This is a genomic window from Arthrobacter sp. CAU 1506, from assembly GCF_005047635.1.
Taxonomy (GTDB): domain Bacteria; phylum Actinomycetota; class Actinomycetes; order Actinomycetales; family Micrococcaceae; genus Crystallibacter.
On sequence record NZ_SUKC01000007.1, the window covers coordinates 38,856 to 57,117 of the forward strand.

General features: G+C 67.8%; 16 protein-coding genes. 6 read left to right on the top strand and 10 right to left on the bottom strand.

The window, feature by feature from the left end; translation table 11 throughout:
* The coding region (locus E4J89_RS09670; RefSeq protein WP_136786058.1) for an aldehyde dehydrogenase family protein at positions 1–1,476 on the top strand (1,476 nt) is incomplete at its 5' end.
* A gap of 203 nt (positions 1,477–1,679) precedes the next feature.
* Here E4J89_RS09670 and E4J89_RS09675 read toward each other — a convergent pair.
* The 6 genes from E4J89_RS09675 to E4J89_RS09700 form a co-directional block, all read right to left on the bottom strand.
* Entirely contained in the window at positions 1,680–3,086 is a 1,407-nt protein-coding gene (locus E4J89_RS09675) for an aminomethyltransferase family protein (RefSeq protein ID WP_136785928.1), read from the bottom strand.
* A 106-nt stretch (positions 3,087–3,192) separates the two neighbouring features.
* Positions 3,193–3,864: a GntR family transcriptional regulator gene (locus E4J89_RS09680; RefSeq protein WP_240691827.1), complete on the bottom strand. Its 672-nt coding sequence runs from the start codon at positions 3,862–3,864 to the stop codon at positions 3,193–3,195.
* A 66-nt stretch (positions 3,865–3,930) separates the two neighbouring features.
* Entirely contained in the window at positions 3,931–4,893 is a 963-nt protein-coding gene (locus tag E4J89_RS09685; RefSeq protein ID WP_136785930.1) for a VOC family protein, read from the bottom strand.
* 9 nt (positions 4,894–4,902) lie between these two features.
* Complete coding sequence (locus tag E4J89_RS09690; protein ID WP_136785931.1) at positions 4,903–6,054, bottom strand: 4-oxalomesaconate tautomerase; 1,152 nt, start codon at positions 6,052–6,054, stop codon at positions 4,903–4,905.
* The gene (locus E4J89_RS09695; RefSeq protein WP_136785932.1) at positions 6,044–6,739 is read right to left on the bottom strand and encodes a 4-carboxy-4-hydroxy-2-oxoadipate aldolase/oxaloacetate decarboxylase; all 696 of its coding nucleotides are present in this window, start codon (positions 6,737–6,739) and stop codon (positions 6,044–6,046) included. The genes E4J89_RS09690 and E4J89_RS09695 overlap by 11 nt, the downstream gene beginning before the upstream one ends.
* Positions 6,736–7,470, bottom strand: a complete 735-nt coding sequence (locus tag E4J89_RS09700) for a PIG-L deacetylase family protein (RefSeq protein WP_136785933.1) — start codon at positions 7,468–7,470, stop codon at positions 6,736–6,738. The genes E4J89_RS09695 and E4J89_RS09700 overlap by 4 nt, the downstream gene beginning before the upstream one ends.
* A 518-nt stretch (positions 7,471–7,988) precedes the next feature.
* Between E4J89_RS09700 and E4J89_RS09705 the strand changes: the two genes are divergently transcribed.
* Positions 7,989–8,579, top strand: coding sequence for a TMEM175 family protein (locus E4J89_RS09705; protein WP_136785934.1), 591 nt, complete (start codon positions 7,989–7,991; stop codon positions 8,577–8,579).
* 7 nt (positions 8,580–8,586) lie between these two features.
* On the opposite strand, the gene E4J89_RS09710 is transcribed toward E4J89_RS09705, so the two are convergent.
* Entirely contained in the window at positions 8,587–9,735 is a 1,149-nt protein-coding gene (locus E4J89_RS09710) for a serine hydrolase domain-containing protein (protein ID WP_136785935.1), read from the bottom strand.
* Positions 9,736–9,913: 178 nt separating this feature from the next.
* On the opposite strand from E4J89_RS09710, the gene E4J89_RS09715 reads away from it, so the two are divergent.
* Positions 9,914–10,690 carry a VOC family protein gene (locus E4J89_RS09715; RefSeq protein ID WP_136785936.1) on the top strand — a complete coding sequence of 259 codons (777 nt, stop codon included), beginning with the start codon at positions 9,914–9,916 and terminating at the stop codon, positions 10,688–10,690.
* Positions 10,691–10,844: 154 nt separating this feature from the next.
* Positions 10,845–11,369, top strand: coding sequence for a VOC family protein (locus E4J89_RS09720; RefSeq protein ID WP_136786059.1), 525 nt, complete (start codon positions 10,845–10,847; stop codon positions 11,367–11,369).
* A gap of 12 nt (positions 11,370–11,381) precedes the next feature.
* On the opposite strand, the gene E4J89_RS09725 is transcribed toward E4J89_RS09720, so the two are convergent.
* Positions 11,382–12,275: a helix-turn-helix domain-containing protein gene (locus tag E4J89_RS09725; protein ID WP_136785937.1), complete on the bottom strand. Its 894-nt coding sequence runs from the start codon at positions 12,273–12,275 to the stop codon at positions 11,382–11,384.
* Positions 12,276–12,352: 77 nt separating this feature from the next.
* Here E4J89_RS09725 and E4J89_RS09730 point away from each other — a divergent pair, with 77 nt between their 5' ends.
* On the top strand, positions 12,353–13,327 hold the full coding sequence (locus tag E4J89_RS09730) for a formylglycine-generating enzyme family protein (RefSeq protein ID WP_136785938.1): 975 nt from the start codon (positions 12,353–12,355) through the stop codon (positions 13,325–13,327).
* 133 nt (positions 13,328–13,460) lie between these two features.
* On the opposite strand, the gene E4J89_RS09735 is transcribed toward E4J89_RS09730, so the two are convergent.
* Both E4J89_RS09735 and E4J89_RS09740 read right to left on the bottom strand, forming a co-directional pair.
* Positions 13,461–15,797 carry an arylsulfatase gene (locus E4J89_RS09735; protein WP_136785939.1) on the bottom strand — a complete coding sequence of 779 codons (2,337 nt, stop codon included), beginning with the start codon at positions 15,795–15,797 and terminating at the stop codon, positions 13,461–13,463.
* 93 nt (positions 15,798–15,890) lie between these two features.
* Positions 15,891–17,231: an MFS transporter gene (locus E4J89_RS09740; RefSeq protein ID WP_240691828.1), complete on the bottom strand. Its 1,341-nt coding sequence runs from the start codon at positions 17,229–17,231 to the stop codon at positions 15,891–15,893.
* Positions 17,232–17,337: 106 nt separating this feature from the next.
* Between E4J89_RS09740 and E4J89_RS09745 the strand changes: the two genes are divergently transcribed.
* Positions 17,338–18,255, top strand: a complete 918-nt coding sequence (locus E4J89_RS09745; RefSeq protein WP_169303958.1) for a LysR substrate-binding domain-containing protein — start codon at positions 17,338–17,340, stop codon at positions 18,253–18,255.
* Positions 18,256–18,262: the final 7 nt, after the last annotated feature.

The following is an 18,262-nucleotide window of genomic DNA, read 5'->3' on the forward strand; positions in this document are numbered from 1 at the left end:
ACCACCCAAGTCACTACGGGGCTCTACATTGGGGGTGAAGTCAGGGACACCGGCGAGACCTACGCCGTGGCGGACCCCGGCAAACCCGGCGCAGTGGTGGGATACGCCGCCGCGGCGTCCAAGCAGGACGTGGCCGACGCCGTAGCCGCCGCGAAATCCGCCTTCCCGGCCTGGGCTGCCCTCGGCGCGAAAGAACGGGCCGCCCGGCTCGCCGCAGCCATCGAAGGCCTCGCCGAACTGCGGGACGATGACGCGGCCATCCTGTCACAGGAAAACGGGAAAATCCGGATGGAAGCCTGGATCGACGCCCTGGTCTTCGACATCCGCTTCCAACTCGCCCTGGCCCTCGCCGACCAGATCGACCAGGGCAAGGTCCTCGAACCGGCACCGGGCATCCCGGTGACCACCACCGTGGCCTACCAACCGCTGGGCGTGGTGACCATCATCGTCCCGTTCAACTGGCCCATCGCCATCCTCGGCGCCTCGCTGCCGCACGCCCTGCTGGCCGGCAACACCGCCATCCTGAAACCACCGCCCACCACCCCGCTGGCCATCACCCGGGTAGTGCAGCGCGTGGCGGAGAAACTGCCGCCGGGCGTGCTGAACATCGTCACCGGCCACGACAGCGAGATGGCCGGCCTGATCCAAAACGACGACGTGGCCAAGGTCTGCTTCACCGGCAGCGTCGGCGGCGGCAAGAAAATGATGGAAATGGCCTCCAAGTCCCTGACCCGCGTCACCCTCGAACTCGGCGGCAACGACCCCGCGGTCTTCCTCGACGACGCCATCCTGGACGACACCCACCTGGACCGGCTCTACGCCGCCATCTTCGACACCACCGGGCAGATCTGCATGAACGCCAAACGCGTCTACGTGCACCGCTCCCGGATGGACGAACTGGTCGCCGGACTCTCCGCCCGGCTGGAAAAAGCCGTCGTCGGCTACGGACTGGACGAAACCACCACCATGGGCCCGCTGCACCAGCCCGCGCAGAAGACCTTCGTCGAGGAACTCATCGCCGAAGCCAAGGCCGCCGGCGCCGACGTCCGCGAGTTCGGCGAGCTGCCCTCCGACCCCGAACTCCAAGGCGGCAACTTCCTCAAACCCGCCCTCGTGGTGGACCCGGACCCGTCCCTGCGCGTGGTCACCCAGGAACAATTCGGACCGGTCATCCCGATCATCCCCTTCGACACCGAAGAAGAAGCGATCACGGCCGCGAACGACACCTGGGCAGGCCTCTGCGGATCGGTATGGACCGCGGACAAGGACAAAGCCAACACCATCGCGGCGCAACTGGTCTGCGGCTACGTCTGGGTCAACGACCACGGCGCCACCCGACTGGACCTGCGCGCACCCTTCGGCGGCATGAAACACTCCGGCTTCGGCCGCGAACAGGGCATCGAAGGCGTCCGCGCATTCCAGGACACCCGCTCCATCGCCCACCTGGACGAAGCAGCCGCCGCAGCCGGCCACTAATAACAACGACGACGGCGCGTGGCCGGTCCTTGCCTCAAGGGCCGGCCACACGCCGTCTCGTTACCCGGCCACCCGACGGCTGCGGCTGCCCCGGCCGCCCCGGACACCGCGACACCGGACACCGGACACCGGACACCGGACACCCTAGTGAGCGGCCCGGCTCCCTCAGCAGGGAAACCGGCCCGTTTGTTTGTCTGGTGGGCTTAGACGGTCTGAGCCGTCCGCCAGCCACCGCGGTATTCGTTGCGGGCGGTAACCGAATAGGGCGCCGGGCTGACCACGGCGCGGACCTCCAGCTGTTGGTGCGGCTCAACCGTGGTCTTGCGCGTGCCGCCGTCGGGCTCGCCCCACACCACCTTCACCTCGGTGCCGATTTCCACGTCCGGGTTGACGGTGGCCAAGGACAGCGCCCGCTTCTCGTTGGCGCTGTAGCCGGTGAACAGGGACAGTCCCACATTCGTGCCGCCGGCGTCGACGATCGCGTCGTAGTTCGAGGACCCGTAGTTGGCGTTGGGCAGGTCGAAGTACTTGTAGGGCGTGCCGTCGGTGTCGAACAGCGAGGCGAAGATCTTGGTCATGTCCTCGGCGTTCCAGGCCAGCGTGACTTTCTTCCGCTGCACAGCCGGGTCGATTTTCTCCAGCGCCTCGCGGCCGATGAAGTCATGGTCGAACTTGACGAAGGAGCCATAGCCGAGCTCCCAGGGGTTCAGGTAGTAGTCCTCGATCTTGTCGGAAAAGAAGCTCCCGGCCACCGCATTCACGGCCTCATAGCTGTCCACACCGAGCCATTCGCGGTACGGCCGTAACTCCTCACCGGAGTAGATGGCCGGCAGCGGAGACGGGATCCAGCCGGATTCCAGCGTGTTGGACGAATACGCCCGGGCGCCGACGGCCAGCATGCCGAACTCCTCGCCCGCCGCCAAAATGGCCTCCCGGATCCGGTCGTACGATTCATACGGCCCCCACAGCTCCAGTCCCGGCGCCCCCGCCATGCCGTGCCGCAGCGTGCGTACTTGCGCCCCGGCCACCTGCATATGGTCCATGCTGAAGAATTTCAACTGCTCCACGGTGCCGCCATTGATCTTTTCGATGATCTGCCAGGCGTTCGGACCCTGGATCTGGAAGCGCCAGTACTTGCGCTGCACCGGCTTGCCCATCGGCCGCGACGGGGACCGGCGGTCCACCTCCAACTCCACGTCGTACCCGCGGGTCTGCCCGTGGAAGAGCAGCCAGTTGGCAGCCGGGGAACGTCCCACGTAGACAAACTGGTCCTCGGCTTCGTGGAACATGATGCCGTCGCCGATCACGTGCCCGGACGGCGTCGTCGGCACATATTGCTTGGCCTTGTTCACCGGGAAGCTGACCACCGAGTTGATCGCGGTGTCGGAGATCAGTCTCAGCGCGTCCGGGCCTTTGATGAACAAGTTGTCCATGTGGTGCGTCTGGTCGTAGAGCACGGCGGCATCCCGCCAGGCGCGGACCTCGCTGCGCCAGTTGGTGAATTCGGGCGCGACCACCGGGTAGATATAGGCGCCGATCTGCGAATTGCGCAGCATGTCAACGGTATTGCCGGCCTGGTCCAGGACCTGCTGCAGGTTCTGTGCACTCATGATTCCCCTATCCCCGCCGGCCGGGGCGGCCGGCGTATCTTGTCCCATGCTCCGGGTGGCCGGGGGCATGCTGATCGATAGCGAGTGGCTGGGGAACCGGCGTGCGTCAGCCGCCGGGCTCCTCGGCTGCCCGCATGATGGCAGTGGCAACGCTCTTCAGGTGCTTCTCCATGGCAGCCGCGGCCCGTTCCGGGTCCTTGGCGCAGACGGCGTCCACGATCTCCAAGTGCTCGGGCAGCGAGACGGACGGCCGCCCCGGCTGCATGGCCAGCCGGAACTGGAACCGGACGCTCTGGCCGCGCAGCCGCGCGATCAGGGCCGCCGCCGTGTTGTGCCCGCCCAGCTCGATGACCCGGCGGTGCAGCGTCTTGTTGCAGTCCGAGTACTTCAGCAGGTCACCGGTTTCCACGGCCTGGCTCATGGTCCGGCCGAGGGCCTGCAGTTCCTGCACATCCTCGTCGGTGACGTGCTCCGCTGCCTTCGCGGCGCAGATGGCCTCCAGCGCGGCGCGGACTTCGGTGATCTCCACGGCTTCCTCCACCGAGACAGCCCGCACCCGGGCTCCCCGGTTCTGGATCCGCTCCACCAGCCCCTCCAGTGTCAGTTCCGCCAGCGCGGCCCGGACCGTGGCCCGACTGGCGTTGAATTCGGCGCAGATGTCCGCCTCCACCAGCCGCTGGTTGGGGACCAGTTCGCCCCGGTCGATCGCCTTCTTGAGTCCGGCGACGACGGCGGCCGAGTCGGTGGACTTCGGGACGGCGGTGGGGGTGGTGCTCACGGGAGGCTGCTCCATGCTGGTTTGTGTGCTGACAAAGTTGTTGGCAATAACCTAGCCCACCCGGTCTCAGTGCTCGTCCGGCACGTCGATTGGCGGCGTGCCGTGGGTGTGGAACGTGGAGATGGTCTGCATGCCCCAGGCCTGGCCCTTTTTGCGTTCCGTCTCGCTCCACACCACTGGCTCCCAATCCGGTGCCAGCAGCAGCCGCGCCCCGGCGTTGGCGAACTCGATGCGGTTGCCGCCCGGCTCGTACACGTACAGGAAGAACGTCTGGTTGATGGTGTGCTTGTGCGGACCGGATTCGATGTGGATGCCGTTTTCCAGGAAGATGTCGGCGGCCTTGAGGATGTCTTCCCGGGTGTCCGGCGTGAAGGCGATGTGGTGCAGCCGCCCGGAGGCGCCCAGGTTGTCGGCGGAGTAGACCAGGTCGTAGGACTTCTGGCCGAACCGGAACCAGTGGGCCGCGGTGCGGCCGTTGTCCAGCCGGATGAGTTCGCTGTCCTTCAGCCCCAGCACCTCGGCGGAGAATTTGGCGTTCTCCTCTACGTTGGCGGCCAGGTAGTTGATGTGGTCCAGCCGGCGGGCGTTGACGCCGTGGCCCGGGAAGCGGGAGGCCTGGTTCTTCAGCGCCGGCTTGTCGTCCGAGGCCTGGTACCACTCGGTTTCGTAGTAGACGGACATCGGGTGCCCGTCCGGGTCGGTGAAGTGGAACGACGGGCCGACGCCGAATTCGCCGTCCTGCCAGCTTCCGCCGAGTCCGGCTGCCTGGATCGAGGCGACCAGCCGTTCCAGCGCCTCGGGTGACGCGGCCCGGTGCGCGACCAGTCCGACGCCGGAGGCCGCCCGCGGGGTGAGCTTGATGCTCCAGTTCTCGTAGTCGTCCCAGGTGCGCAGGAAGACCGAATCGCCGGCGCGGCCGACTTCCCGCATGGCCAGCAGGTCGTTGAAGAACCAGTAACTTTCCTCGAATTTGTCCGTGAAGAGCTCGATGTTGCCGAGATGGGCGATATCGCCGTGATGGGGTGTCATGCTCATCCTTTAGGTGGTGGCTGGTGTTTGTTCGCGGGGAAAAACGGTGCCGTCGAACAGCTTCCGGGCTGTCCGCAGCACCGTGGAGGACGTGGTGGTGAGGCCGGATGGCCCCTGTTCCAGAGCGGCACCCACGTCGAGGTAGCCGGTGGGATGTTCCAGCCGCAGCGGCCCGCCATCCGCGGGCAGCTGCGCGAATTCGTGCCCGACGGCGTCCGGCAGTTGGATGCCGGCCGCCACGGTGGTGCCGCCGAGCACGCCGATGGAGGTGTGGCAGCGCACCGGCAGGAAGCTTCGGGTGGTCACCGCGCCGCCGTTGCGCGGCGCGGCGAGCAGCACCAGTTTGGGCACGGTCTTGCCGGAGACGTCGCCCATGCCCATCAGTTGCGCGGCTTCCAGCCGGATCCGGGCCAGCCGGGCCGCCAGTTCGGCGTTGGCTTCCAGTTCGGCCGGCTCCTCATAGCCGCTGACTCCGAGATCCGCAGCCCGGATCAGGACGGACGGCATGCCGTTGTCCACGCAGGTGACCTCCACGCCGTTCACCACATCCTTGGTGTTGCCGGTGGGCAGCAGGGCTCCGGTCGAGGAGCCGGCGGTGTCGGCGAAGTCCAGCATGATGGGCGCCGCCGTGCCGGGTACGCCGTCAATGGCAGCGTGGCCGCGGTAGTCCACACGGCCGCCGGGCGTCGCGAAGGTAGCCGTGGCGATGCTGTCCGAGTTCACCATTCGGATGCGCACCGACGTCGTGCTTTCCTGCGCCGGGACCAGGCCGCGTTCGACGGCGAACGGCCCGATGCCGGCGAGGATGTTGCCGCAGTTCTGGCTGTCCGAGACGGCTGCCTCGTCCACGGCCACCTGCAGGAACAGGTAGTCCACGTCGGTGGTGCCGTCGGCCGAGCGCGAGACGACCGCCACCTTGCTGGTCAGCGGGTGCGCCCCGCCGATGCCGTCGATCTGCCGCGGGTCCGGGCTGCCCATGATCCGCAGCAGCAGTTCGTCCCGCTCGGCCGGATCGGAAGGCAGGTCCTCGGCCAGGAAGTAGGCGCCCTTGGAGGTGCCGCCGCGCATCAACAGGCAGCGCACGCCGTCGTCGTAATGCGCGGGGCCGGAGGCCGGGCCCGCACCCACTGGCCGGGCGCCGCCGTCGGGGTCAGCCGTCATAGTCCTCAGCCGCCACATACTGCACGCCGAGCTTCTCCAGCAGCGGCCGCAGTCCGTAGTAGTCCAGGCCCAGCGTGCCCTCCTGGAACACCGAGCGGGTCTTGGCTTCCTTGGCTTCGCGCGCCTTCGACGCCTCGATCGCGGCCGGGACGTCCAGCCGCGGCACACAGACCACGCCGTCGTCGTCGGCCAGCACCACGTCGCCGGGGCGCACCGTGATCCGGCCCAGCGTGATGGGCACGTTGACCGCGCCGGCGGTGGCCTTCACCGTGCCCTGCGCGTGCACGGCCGCGGACCAGGCCGGGAATCCCATCGCCTGCAGTTCGGCGACGTCGCGGATGCCGGTGCTGGTGACCACGCCGCGTACGCCGCGGTACTGCAGCGCGGTGGCGAACAGTTCGCCGAACAGCCCGTCGGTGCACTCGGAGGTGGTGGTGACCACCAGGATGTCGCCGGGCCGGCACTGTTCGATGGCCGCGTGGATCATCAGGTTGTCGCCCGGCCAGCACAGCACGGTGACGGCGGTGCCGGCCACGCGGGCGCCGGACTGGATCGGCCGGAACTGCGGGCCGGCCAGGCCGGTGCGGCCCATTGCCTCGTGCACCGTGGCCACGCCGAAGCCGGCGAGCGCGTCGGCGTCGGCCAGCTCGGCCCGCGGCGGGTTGGTGACGATGACGTTTTTCATGCCAGCGTGTCGGTCACTTGCGGGTAGTAGCGCATGTAGGCCTCGCCCTTGGTGTCCGTGGTGAAGCCCAGGTTGGGGCCGGCGTTGCGCTTGACCTGCACGCCGCGGCGGACGGCCAGGTCCGTGTAGTAGTCCCACATGTGCTGCTGCGCTCCCAGGCACTCCATCGCCTTGCGTTTGGCGGCGAAGGCCTCGGTGATGTCCAGCAGCACGTTCGGCTTGAAGTCGCACTGTTCGGGCTGGTGCGGTTCGAAGAAGAACACCGGCGGCGCGCCCAGCGGATCGCCCGGCGCGTCGTAGCCGATGGCCTGTGCCAGCACGCGCGCGTCCAACGCCATCCGCGCCGCGGCCGGGTGGTCGCCGTTGTAGGGGTCCACCAGCGGATGGGTCAGCACCACGGTGGGCTTGACCTCGCGGTAGATCTGGACCAGCTGGTCCACCAGTTCGCGGGTGGGCACCAGCGGGTAGTCGCCGGCGTCCAGGAACCGGACCTCCGCGCCCAGCGCCGCGGCGGCGTTCTCCGCCTCCTCTCGGCGGATCGCCTTGATCTCCTCCAGCCCCTTGCCTTCGCGCCAGGCCTTGGCGGACTCGCCGCGTTCCCCATAGGACAGGCACACGACGACGGCGCGCTCGCCCCGCTGCGCCGCGGCGGCGATCGCTCCGCCCGCCCGCCAGACGAAGTCGCCGGCATGGGCGCTGACCACCAGCAGGGCCGGTTCGGTGTTGTTCACGGATTCTCCTTGCACTCGGTCTGTTCTGTGTGAAGTCAATCACCGGACGCTCAAGATTGTCAACAATCTTGGTTCCAGATTGCAATGGGTGGGATGGTGCTGTGCACGGGGGCGACGCGAGCCGGTTTCGCGCGCACAGCGGGAAGGCGCGTTGCGGGGGTGACTTGCGGGAGGTACCCATCGAGGCCCACAGCGAACCGGGCGGACCTGCGGGAAACAAGCGAACAGTATGCGCCACATTGGACCACGGAGAGCAAGGGCAGCTTGTGGTGGAAGACCCAAGGAGCCATCCAGATAAGAGCCGTCACTCACCGAGCAGCAGCGTTCCTTACCTTTCCCCGGCAATGTGGCGCATAGCGTACGCGCGCCTGCCGGGCACTTCCCCTGACACACGCCCGGCCGCCATTTGCTCGGGCACTCTCCTAAACGGTCCCACTCGCCCGGCTAGCCGTTCCGGGCATCTGGCCCTTCCCAACCGCGGGCGGCGGGACGATGATTTCGTGCATGGAAGTTCCGCCATGAACAAGAACAGGTTGGAAGCGTTCAGCGACGGCGTGTTGGCCATCATCATCACCATCATGGTGCTGGAACTCCATGTACCCGAAGAACCCACCTGGCAGGCCCTGTTTGAGCAGGCTCCCGGATTCTTCAGCTACCTGCTTAGCTTCGTCTACGTAGGCATCTACTGGAACAACCATCACCACATGCTGCACCTGGCCGGGAAAATCAACGGCACTGTCCTCTGGGCCAACCTGCATCTGCTCTTCTGGCTGTCCCTGTTCCCGTTTACCACCCGGTGGATGGACGAAACCGGGTTCGTTACCGTGCCCGTCCTGGTCTACGGATTGAATCTTCTCCTGGCCGCCATTGCCTACTACGTCCTGGAAACTTGCCTCATCCGGCTGCAAGGCCGCGACGGCGCGCTGGCGCAGGCGCTGGGCCGGGACTGGAAAGCAAAGGTCTCCCCTGCCATCTACGTTTTCGGCATCGCCGTGGCGTTGCTGCAGCCGCTGGTGAGCATCGCGGCCTACACGGTGGTGGCGGCCCTGTGGCTGATCCCGGACCGGAGGGTGGAGCGCTTCCTCGCCCGACAGGAGCGTGAACCTTGAGCCCTGGTTAAACGGAGGCGCAGCTAGCCCAGAAGTCGCGCATCAACGGTGGCGCGCTGGGAGACGTCAGCTCCACCTGGCTCATCAGGATGGTCACCGCCTTCTTGGCGGGCAGGACATGCGCTGCCGTCCCGGTGCCGCCGATCCAGCCGTAGCGGCCCGGCATATTCCAGGGGTCTACCCGCGCGACGTCCACCGATCCGCCAAACCCCCAGCCCTGGCCTTCAAGGAACAGCGCACCCGCAATACGCTGGGCCGGCGTCAATTGGTCGGTCATCATCTGCCGCACGGACTCGGACGAGAGCAACTGGCGGCCGCCGGCAGCCGCGCCGTCGGCTAGCAGCATCCGCGCGAACAAGAGTAAGTCATCCACGGTGGACACCAATCCGCCCGCACCCGACGGGAACGCCGGCGGCGTGCTCCACTCTCCGTCCGGAGCGTCAACCAGCTCCACACCATCTGGGCCGGGCTTGTAGTAACTGGTGAATCTTTCCAGTTTGGCGGCGGGAACGTGGAAGCCGGTGTCAGTCATGCCCAGCGGCTGGAATAGCCGCTCGGCCAAGAACTCGGGGAACGGCTGGCCGGCGGCCCTCGCCACCAGTACGCCCTGGATGTCCGAGCAGGTGTTGTACAACCAGGCGTCGCCGGGCTGATGCAGCAGCGGGATGCGCGCCAGGGCAGCCATCCAGTCATCAGGTGCCGCTACCTGCTGCGGCTGCGGCGGCCCCTGGTTCAGCTCGCTGAACAGCAACTGCACGGCCGGCAAGGAGAAATCGGAAGGAAATCCGTATCCTGCACGGGAGCTGAGCACATCGTGGACGGTGATCTCCCGGGCCGCCGGAACCACGTCGTCGACCGGACCCGCCGGCGCACGCACTACCCGCGGCGATTCAAGCTCCGGAAGCCATCGTGCCACCGGATCCTCAAGGCCCAACAGACCATCGTCGACCAGCAGCATGACCGCCGCGGCCGTGATGGGCTTGGTGAGGGACGCCACGCGGAAGATCGACTCACGAGTCATGGGCGAGGTGCCGCCGACGTCGGACCATCCGGCTGCCGCCACTGCCGTCCGGCCGCCGCGGTCCACCAGCGCCACGGCCCCGAGCAACTGGCCGCGGCCCAGGTGATCGTCGAGAACGTCTTTCAGGCTGCCCATCGTCCTGTCCTTCCGCCGCTGAGTTGGGAGGGAGTCTACGCCAACCGCAGCGAACCGCCGGCTGCCGCCCCGGAAGCCTCAGTGCGCACACCAAGCCACCGGATCCGTTGCCGCCTGAGTGGGCCGCGAGTATGCTCGCGGATGTCTCCACCACCCTTCCGCTGAACAGGAGCACGCCATGCCCAAGCCCACCTTCAGTCCCGGCGCACCATGCTGGGTCGATCTGATGACCTCCGATCCGGAGAAGGCCAAGCAGTTCTACACCGAACTCTTCGGTTGGACGTACGAGGTTGGCGACCAGGAGAAGTACGGCGGCTACACCACGGCGTTGAAAGACGGCCAGGCCGTGGCCGGCATCATGCAGAGCCAGGACTCCGGCTACCCGGACGTGTGGAGCACCTACCTGCGGGTGGAGGACATTGACGCCGCCACCCGGGCGGCCGCAGCCAACGGCGGCCAGGTCTACATGCCCCCGATGGTGGTCCCCGAGCAAGGCAAGATGGCCATGATCGGCGATGCCGGCGGTGCCGCCGTGGGCCTCTGGGAGTTCGCCGGCCATACCGGCTACCAACTGGCCGCCGAGCCCGGTGCCCCGGCCTGGCACGAGCTCTTCACCCGTGATTACCCTGCCACCGTGAAGTTCTACGAGGACGTCTTCGGCTGGGACACCGAGGTCATGAGCGACACCGACGAATTCCGCTACACCACGCTCGGCTCCGGCGAGAACGCCACGGCCGGCATCATGGACGCCACCGCCTGGCTACCTGAGGGCGTCCCCGCCCACTGGCGCGTCTATTTCGCCGTGGAGAACACCGACGCCGCCGTCGAGAAGGCCACCGCCCTGGGCGGCAGCGTGGTGCAACCCGCCGAGGACACGCCCTTCGGCCGCATGGCCACGCTGACCGACCCCACCGGAACCACCTTCCTGGTCGCGCAGGATCTGCCGGGGCGCTAGCGGGTCCCAGCACAGCAGCCGGGCTTCACTGCAGTCCCCGCCGGGCTCCGGCGCCCTTCAAGCACGACGGCGGAGCCCGGCTATGGCTCGCCCCGCGCCTTGGCGGAAATCTTCAAGACCGGACACCGGCCGCGCCCCTAGCTTGGAAGGCATGATGACTAACACCACCCAGCCCGCCCACGGCGAACATACCGACCACGGCGTACCGCACGGCGTGACGTCCTTGACCCCGTTCATTGCGCTCACCGACGCGGCGGGCGCCATCGACTTCTACACCAGCGTGTTCGGCGCCAAGCTGCTGGATCGGACCGAGATGCCGGGCCCGGACGGCAGCCCCGTCGTCGTCCACGCCACCCTGGAATTCGGCAACGGCTGCCTGCAGCTCGGCGAGGTCAACCCGGCCTACCATCTGGTCGGCTCCCCCGAGGGCGACGATGACTGCTATTCGCTGGGGCTCTACGTCCCGGACGTGGATGCCGCGGTGGAGCGTGCGGTGGGTGCGGGCGCCAGCGTGCGCGAGGACGTGAATACTTTCGTCTCCGGAGACCGGTACGGCAGCATCCGCGACCCCTTCGGCGTCCGCTGGTCCATCATGACGCGTGTGGAGGACCTGTCGCCGGAAGAGAGCAGCCGCCGCGTGGCCGAATGGGCGGAGTCGATGGCGTCCGGCGAAGCCTAGCTGCCTCTCGCGCTAGGCCGCGGGCGAACCCGGGTACTGGCGCGGCGTGAACCCCAGCACCTGGCGGAATTCCCGGGTCAAGTGCGCCTGGTCGGAGAAACCAAGCTCTGCAGCGAGTTCGCCGAGGTCCGTTGCGGGGTCGGCGCGGACGCGCTCGGCGGCGTCCTGCAAGCGTCGGCGGCGCAGCATCAGCACGGCCGACATCCCGACATAACGGGACGCCAGCCGCTGCACGCTGCGCTCGGACAGGTGCAGTGCCCGGGCCAGCTGCGGCGCTGACCGGATGTCGCCCTCGTCGATCAGGTCCACCATCTGGTTGGCGAGGGCGGCCTCGTCGGACATCCCGCCATCGGACCGCTGGGCGGCGAGTGCCACCACATAATCCTGGAGCAGATCGGCAGCCCGGGCGCGGTACGCAGCAGCAGGAGCGGCGTCCGCCGGAACTGGCGGCCCGGAACCTGCCAGCGAGAAATCAGCCGGCCCCGATTCTGCGGCCCCGGAACGCTCCGCCGCCCCCGGGCTTGCCATCACGTCGCAGATCGACCGGTGCAGGTCAGCCGCCGCTATCGGGGCGTCGGCGTCCAACAGTTCCGCTGGCCGCTCCGCGAACAAGCGCACCCCGGCGGGCTTCAGCAGCGCACCGACCGCCCACCCGCTGCCAATCAGCACCCTGGTGGACGCCCGGCTGGTCGGCCCGTAGATCGCGACGCCGTCCGGCTCCACCACCACGTTGCTGGCCGGATAGCCCAGCACCAACTGCTCCGCTTGCTCCCCCGCCGGCAGATCCCACTCTGGAATCCAGATCTGGCGTACGAAGGCAGCTACATCCGCCCGCGCCGCAAACCTCGTCACCGCGGACCCGGTGCCCGGCGTCAGGTGGCCCTTCGTCGTCGGCCTGAAGCTCATGCTGCGATCGTAGCCGTCCGGTGCCTGTCCGCTCCGGCACGGCACTATCCTGAAAGGACAGCCTGCGAAGGAGCCGTATGTCTTGCTGCCATGGGCCGGAGCGCGAAGCCGGCACGTCGGCCACCCCTGCCGCCGGGACCGGAACTGCCGCCCCGCACAACGGTGCCGCCGCGGCGGCCACTCCCGCCACCCGGGAGCGTGGCATCGAACAGGTCACGCTGCCCGGCGGACGGTTCCTGATGGGCGACGCATTCGACGAGGGCTACCCGGAGGACGGCGAGGGCCCGGTCCACGCGGTGGCGTTGTCCCCCTTCACCGTGGACGCCACGGCCGTGACCAATGCCGAGTTCCATCGTTTCGTCGCCGCCACCGGCTACCGCACCGAGTCCGAGGTCTACGGCTACTCGGCGGTGTTCCACCTGCTGGTCGCCGCCGATGACTCCGACATTCTGGGCCGGGCCGAAGGCCTGCAGTGGTGGGTCACCGTCCGGGGCGCCGACTGGGCGCATCCGCACGGGCCGAATTCCTTCTGGCAGGACGTCCCGGACCACCCCGTGGTCCAGGTGTCTTGGAACGACGCCGTGGCCTACTGCCGCTGGGCCGGACGGGCGCTGCCGACCGAGGCCCAGTGGGAGTACGCCGCCCGCGGCGGCATAGAGCAAGCGCGCTACCCCTGGGGCAACGAGTTAGTGGGGCCGGACGGGACGCACCGCTGCAACATCTGGCAGGGCACCTTCCCCACGCACAACACGCTCGACGACGGCTTCCTCGGCCCGGCCCCGGTGCGCTCCTTCCCGTCGAACGGCTTTGGTCTCTACGAGACCAGCGGCAATGTGTGGGAATGGTGCTCCGACTGGTTCCTGCCCAAGTACTACCGCAAGTCGCCAGAGGACAACCCGACCGGACCCACCATCGGGCAGGGCCGGGTGATGCGCGGCGGATCGTTCCTGTGCCACGATTCGTACTGCAACCGCTACCGGGTCGCCGCCCGGTCGAAGAACACCCCGGACTCGGCGGCCAGCAACATCGGCTTCCGCACCGTCGCCGCCTGAGCGCCGTCGAAGCTGTCGGGGCCGTCGGGGCTGCACTGCGCCGGCCGCGGGGATGCCAAGCTGCGCCATTCCCCGGACCAACCGCACCAAGCGCGGATCGTGCCGCGCCCCCGTCAGGCGCGCATCGCCGTCGTTATTCGAAGGCCGCGGCCATGGCGCGGTCCAGTTCCATGATCTGTTCGGGGTTGTAGTCCGCCTTGGGGCCGGGGGTGTAGCGGACCTGGCGCAGCCGCCCGGTGTAGGGGTAACAGCCGTGGCGCCGGGAGAGCTCCCAGTCCACTGGGCCGCCGCGGTCCAGCCCCACGCTGATTCCGGCGAACGGGGCCATCCCGGTCAGCTGGAAGACCTCCGGCAGGCCGGCCAGCTGGCGCCCATCCAGGTGCAGGCTGATGGCCCACTTGAAGTCCGGCAGTGCGGCAAACTCCACCCTGGCGTCGCGGAGCCCGGGTTCGATCGGGGCGCCGATGCGCTTGACCTCGCCGTATTCGTTGTAGGTCAGGACCAGCTGGCCGTCCTCGATGAACAGCACGTAGCCGCCGCCCTGGTCGCCGTGCGCCACCAGCACGCCGCCGTCGCCGCCCGCTAGCTCAACCTGCGCGTCGATGGTGAAGGAACGCAGCCGAACCAGCTTGGCCGAGCGGTAGCGCTCCAGCGTGGGTGCGCCGGGGTACAAGGTCACCGGCTGTTCCAGCAGCAGTTCGCTGGGCGGCCGGTTGCGGTTGAACGAGCCGTCGTCGTTGAGCGGGTAGACCTGGTTCCACCAGGCATCTGCCTGCCATTTCGCGGCGAGCTCGCGCACCTTCTCCGGATGTTCGGCGGCTACATTGACCAGTTCGGTGGGGTCGGCGGCCAGGTCGTACAGTTCCCAGCCGTCGTGTTTCCAGCCGGGACCGTTGGGCTCCGGGGCAATGGCCTTCCACGTCCCGGCGATGTAGCCGCGGCGGCCGTTGAGCTCGGTGTACTGGGTGGTGTGCTCCGACGCTGCCGCCGGGTTCCGCAGCCAGTTGGCGAACGGCACACCGTCGGTTTCCCGGGCCGGCAGCCCGTGGCGTTCGGCCAGCGGCTCCACGCCGGCAAGTTGCAGCAAGGTGGGACCGATGTCCACGGCATGCGCGAACTGGTGGCGGACGCCGTCGTCATCCGCCGTCCGGGGCAGGCCGGCAGGCCAGGACAGCAGCATGGGCACCCGGACCCCGCCGGCATGCGGGAAAGTCTTGTACATCCGGAACGGGGTGTTGGACGCGTAGGCCCAGCCGCGCGGGTAGTGCACGTAGGTTCGCGGCCCGCCGATCAGCTCCGGGTCCCGCGGCACGTCCGGCTGCCAGTCCTTGGGCAGACCGGACCGCGGTGCGGAGAAACGGCTGAAGTAGCTGCGCGTTCCGGTGTCGCCGCCCTCCGAGGTGCCGCCGTTGTCCGAGGTGAACACGATGATGGTGTTCTCATACTCGCCCAGTGCCTTCAGGTGGTCCGTCAGCCGGCGCAGGTTCTGGTCCACGTTGTCCACCGCGGCGGCGTAGGCCTCCATGTAGCGGGCGAACAGCGCCTGCTGTTCGGCACTGAGCGATTCCCACGGCACCACGTCGGATCCGGGTTCGGCATTGCGCGGGGCGCAGGCCGTGCCTTCCGCAAACAGTCCCAGCTCAACCTGCCGGGCGAACCGCTCCGACCGGATGTGGTCCCAGCCGGACTCGTACCGGCCGCGGTACTTCTCCATGTCCGCCGCCTTGGCCTGGACCGGTCCGTGCACCGCGGTGTGCGCGAAGTAGAGGAAGAAGGGCTTGCCGGCGTCGCTGCTGCGCAACTCGGAAATCATCCCCACCGCCTGATCGGTCAGGTCATCGGTCAGGTAGTAGTCCTCCGGATATTCATCCACCACCACCTGGCTGTTGTCCCGCACCAGCCGGTGCGGGTGGAACAGCGAGGTGAAGCCGTCCATGCAGCCGTAGTAGCGGTCAAAGCCGCGCTGCACCGGCCAGGAGGATTTCTCCGCGGCATCGTGCATCTTCGACTCCACCGTCAGGTGCCATTTGCCCACCATGAACGTGGCGTACCCGGCCGCCCTAAAGTTCTCGGCCAGCGTGGGCGCGTCCGCCGGCAGTTCCATCGCCGAATTCGGAAAGCCCGGATCCATGTGCGGCACGTAGGCGAACCCGGCCCGGTGCGGGTTCATTCCGGTCATCAGTGCGGCCCGCGCCGGAGCGCACATCGGCGGCGTCTGGTAGTTGCCCAGCCGGTACCCGTCGGCGGCAATTTCGGCCAGCGCCGGGGTGTCGATCTCGCCGCCGAACGGGGCGATGTCGCTGTACCCCATGTCATCCATCAACATCACGACGACGTTCGGCGCACCCGCCAGCGCGCGCGTGGCCGGCTTCCAAGCCGCTATGGATTCACTGGCTTTCTCGGCAACGGTTCCTTCGAACCCGGCGTAGTCCCGCACCGGGTGCGGGCCGTTGTGGAGATGATCGTTCATGGTTTTTCCTTTGGTGGTGCCGCCGTCCACCCGGCCATAAATGCGGCGGGGTGGACGGCCGGGATACTGCAACGGCCTGGGCCGGTTGGTGGGTCAGCCGATCTCGGCGCGGTGGCTTTCGCGGGTCATCAAGACCGCAGCGGTGCCCGCGGCGATGACCACCGCCCAGAAGACTGCCACCAGCGCGGTGCCTCCGCCGGCGGCGAGCACCAGGCCGGTGGCGATCATCGGTGTAAAGCCGGCTCCGAGCACGGACGCTCCCTGGTACGCGAGCGAAGCGCCGGTGTAGCGCACGTGGGTGGGGAACTGCTCCGCGATGAAGGCGCCGATCGGCCCGTACAACAGTCCTTGAACCAGTCCGTTGCCGACGACGATGGCGACGGCGAAGCCCCACAAGGTGCCGTTGTCCAGCAGCGCGATCAGCGGGTAGGCGAGGACGATGCCGGTGATGCCGCCGATGACCAGCATCTTCCTGCGGCCCACGCGGTCGCTCATCCGGGCGGCCCAGAAGGTCACGATCAGCGTCATGACGGCGCCGGCGGCCTTCCAGTTCAGCACCCCGGAGCGGTCCACGCCGTTCTCCACCGCCACCGAGACGCCCCAGACAGTGAGCAGTCCCTGGCAGCAGTAGAAACTCATGGTGGCGACGAGGGCCAGGACCACGGCCTTCGGGTGGTTCCGCAACACATCCAAGAGCGGCATCTTGCGCTTTTCGCTGGCGTCCTCCAGCTTGGCGAACATCGGCGACTCGGTCACCTTCAGCCGGATCACCATGCCGACGACGATCAGGACGGCGCTCAGCAGGAACGGGATGCGCCAGCCCCACTCGAGGAACTGGTCGCCGGTGGCAGCGGAGACGGCGGAGACCACCAGCGTGGCCAGAATGGCACCGGCAGGTCCGCCGGCATTCGCGAAGGAGGTGGCGAAACCGCGCTTGGACTTCGGCGCGTGCTCCAGCGCCATCAGTGCTGCGCCGCCCCATTCACCGCCGACCGCCACACCCTGGACCAAGCGGAGGATGACCAGGGCGATCGGAGCCGCCATCCCGACCTGCGCCGTCGGCGGCAGCATGCCGATGATCATGGTCGCGACGCCCATGATCAGCATGGACAGCACCAGCATTTTCTTGCGACCGATCCGGTCACCGAAATGGCCGAAGACCACACCGCCAAGCGGACGGGCCACATAGCCGGCAGCCAGGGTGGCAAAGGAGGCAAAGAGAGCGAACCCATCGCCGAGGTTGGCGAAGAACACGTGCCCGAAGACCAGCGACGCCGCCGTGGCATACAGGATGAAGTCGTAGTACTCGATGGCGCTGCCAATAAAGCTGGACGAGAGGATGCGGCGCATCTCCCGCGTGTTCAGCGACTCGTTTGCTTCCGGCAGCGTCGCCGGAGCCTTTACCGCCGTGCTGGTGTTGCTGGTTGGTTCCACGTGGAACTCCTCGAGGGGTTGGGTCGGGGGCTGGTTGCTACAAGTGTGCTGCAGGCCACATAATATGGAAAATCAATTGTTCCAATGCGACCCATCAAGAGGACTTATGTCTGAGCTCACGCTGCGGCAAATGGAGTACTTTGTCGCCGTGGTGGACCACGGCTCCGTGACCGCAGCCGCGGCCGCCTGCCACGCATCGCAAGCGGCTGCGTCGATGGCCATCGCACAACTCGAGAAGGCCCTGGGAGCCGACCTGCTGGTGCGCAGCCGGTCACGGCAGATTGCCTTGACGCCGGCAGGAATCGAGTTCGCCACCCATGCCAGGGCGGTGCTCGAACGGGTGACCGAAGCTGCGGCGTCCATCTCCGACAACCTGGGACAGATTCGCGGCCCGCTCCGCGTCGGCTGCAGCCAGACGCTCTCGCCACGGCTGGTGCCACCACTGGCCGAGTACTTCACGAAACACCACCCGGAGGTGGACCTGCGCTTCACCGAAAGCTCTGCCGGGGCCGTGCAGGACGGCGTGCGGGAAGGCCGGCTCGACGTCGCGCTGGTCTATGCACTTCAGGCCGACGACGATCTGGACCGGGAGGTCCTCAAGGACATCCAACTCCAGGTGGTCCTGCCCCAGGGCCACCGGCTCGCGAAGGAGTCCGCGGTGCGGCTGAAAGACATCGCCGCGGAACCTGCCATCCTGTTGGACGTCCCGCCCACCATCGAACGTCTGACCACGGTGGCGCGGCTGTCCGGCTTGGAGCTCGACGTGCGTTGGACCAGCGCCAACATGGAGACCATCCGCAGCATGGTGGCCCGCGGCCTCGGCTACTCATTCGCCAACAGCCCTCCGGTCGACGGCACCACTTTTGACGGACTTCAGGTGGTGCACCGGCCGGTGGCCGATAAGCATGCCCGCAATGCCATCGTTGCCCTGCTGCCGGCCGGCCACACTCCCCCGCGTCGGGTCGCCGCCGCCGTCGACGTGCTGCGCCGGGCCGAGGCTGCCCGCCCGGATCAGCTGCCGTGACCTTGGC

Excerpts from the sequence above, each read along its gene's own strand:
- E4J89_RS09675 (WP_136785928.1), bottom strand. The coding sequence starts at position 3,086 with ATGAGTGCACAGAACCTGCAGCAGGTCCTGGACCAGGCCGGCAATACC.
- E4J89_RS09685 (WP_136785930.1), bottom strand. The coding sequence starts at position 4,893 with ATGACACCCCATCACGGCGATATCGCCCATCTCGGCAACATCGAGCTC.
- E4J89_RS09690 (WP_136785931.1), bottom strand. The coding sequence starts at position 6,054 with ATGACGGCTGACCCCGACGGCGGCGCCCGGCCAGTGGGTGCGGGCCCG.
- E4J89_RS09695 (WP_136785932.1), bottom strand. The coding sequence starts at position 6,739 with ATGAAAAACGTCATCGTCACCAACCCGCCGCGGGCCGAGCTGGCCGAC.
- E4J89_RS09705 (WP_136785934.1), top strand. The coding sequence starts at position 7,989 with ATGAACAAGAACAGGTTGGAAGCGTTCAGCGACGGCGTGTTGGCCATC.
- E4J89_RS09710 (WP_136785935.1), bottom strand. The coding sequence starts at position 9,735 with ATGGGCAGCCTGAAAGACGTTCTCGACGATCACCTGGGCCGCGGCCAG.
- E4J89_RS09715 (WP_136785936.1), top strand. The coding sequence starts at position 9,914 with ATGCCCAAGCCCACCTTCAGTCCCGGCGCACCATGCTGGGTCGATCTG.
- E4J89_RS09720 (WP_136786059.1), top strand. The coding sequence starts at position 10,845 with ATGACTAACACCACCCAGCCCGCCCACGGCGAACATACCGACCACGGC.
- E4J89_RS09725 (WP_136785937.1), bottom strand. The coding sequence starts at position 12,275 with ATGAGCTTCAGGCCGACGACGAAGGGCCACCTGACGCCGGGCACCGGG.
- E4J89_RS09730 (WP_136785938.1), top strand. The coding sequence starts at position 12,353 with ATGTCTTGCTGCCATGGGCCGGAGCGCGAAGCCGGCACGTCGGCCACC.
- E4J89_RS09735 (WP_136785939.1), bottom strand. The coding sequence starts at position 15,797 with ATGAACGATCATCTCCACAACGGCCCGCACCCGGTGCGGGACTACGCC.
- E4J89_RS09745 (WP_169303958.1), top strand. The coding sequence starts at position 17,338 with ATGTCTGAGCTCACGCTGCGGCAAATGGAGTACTTTGTCGCCGTGGTG.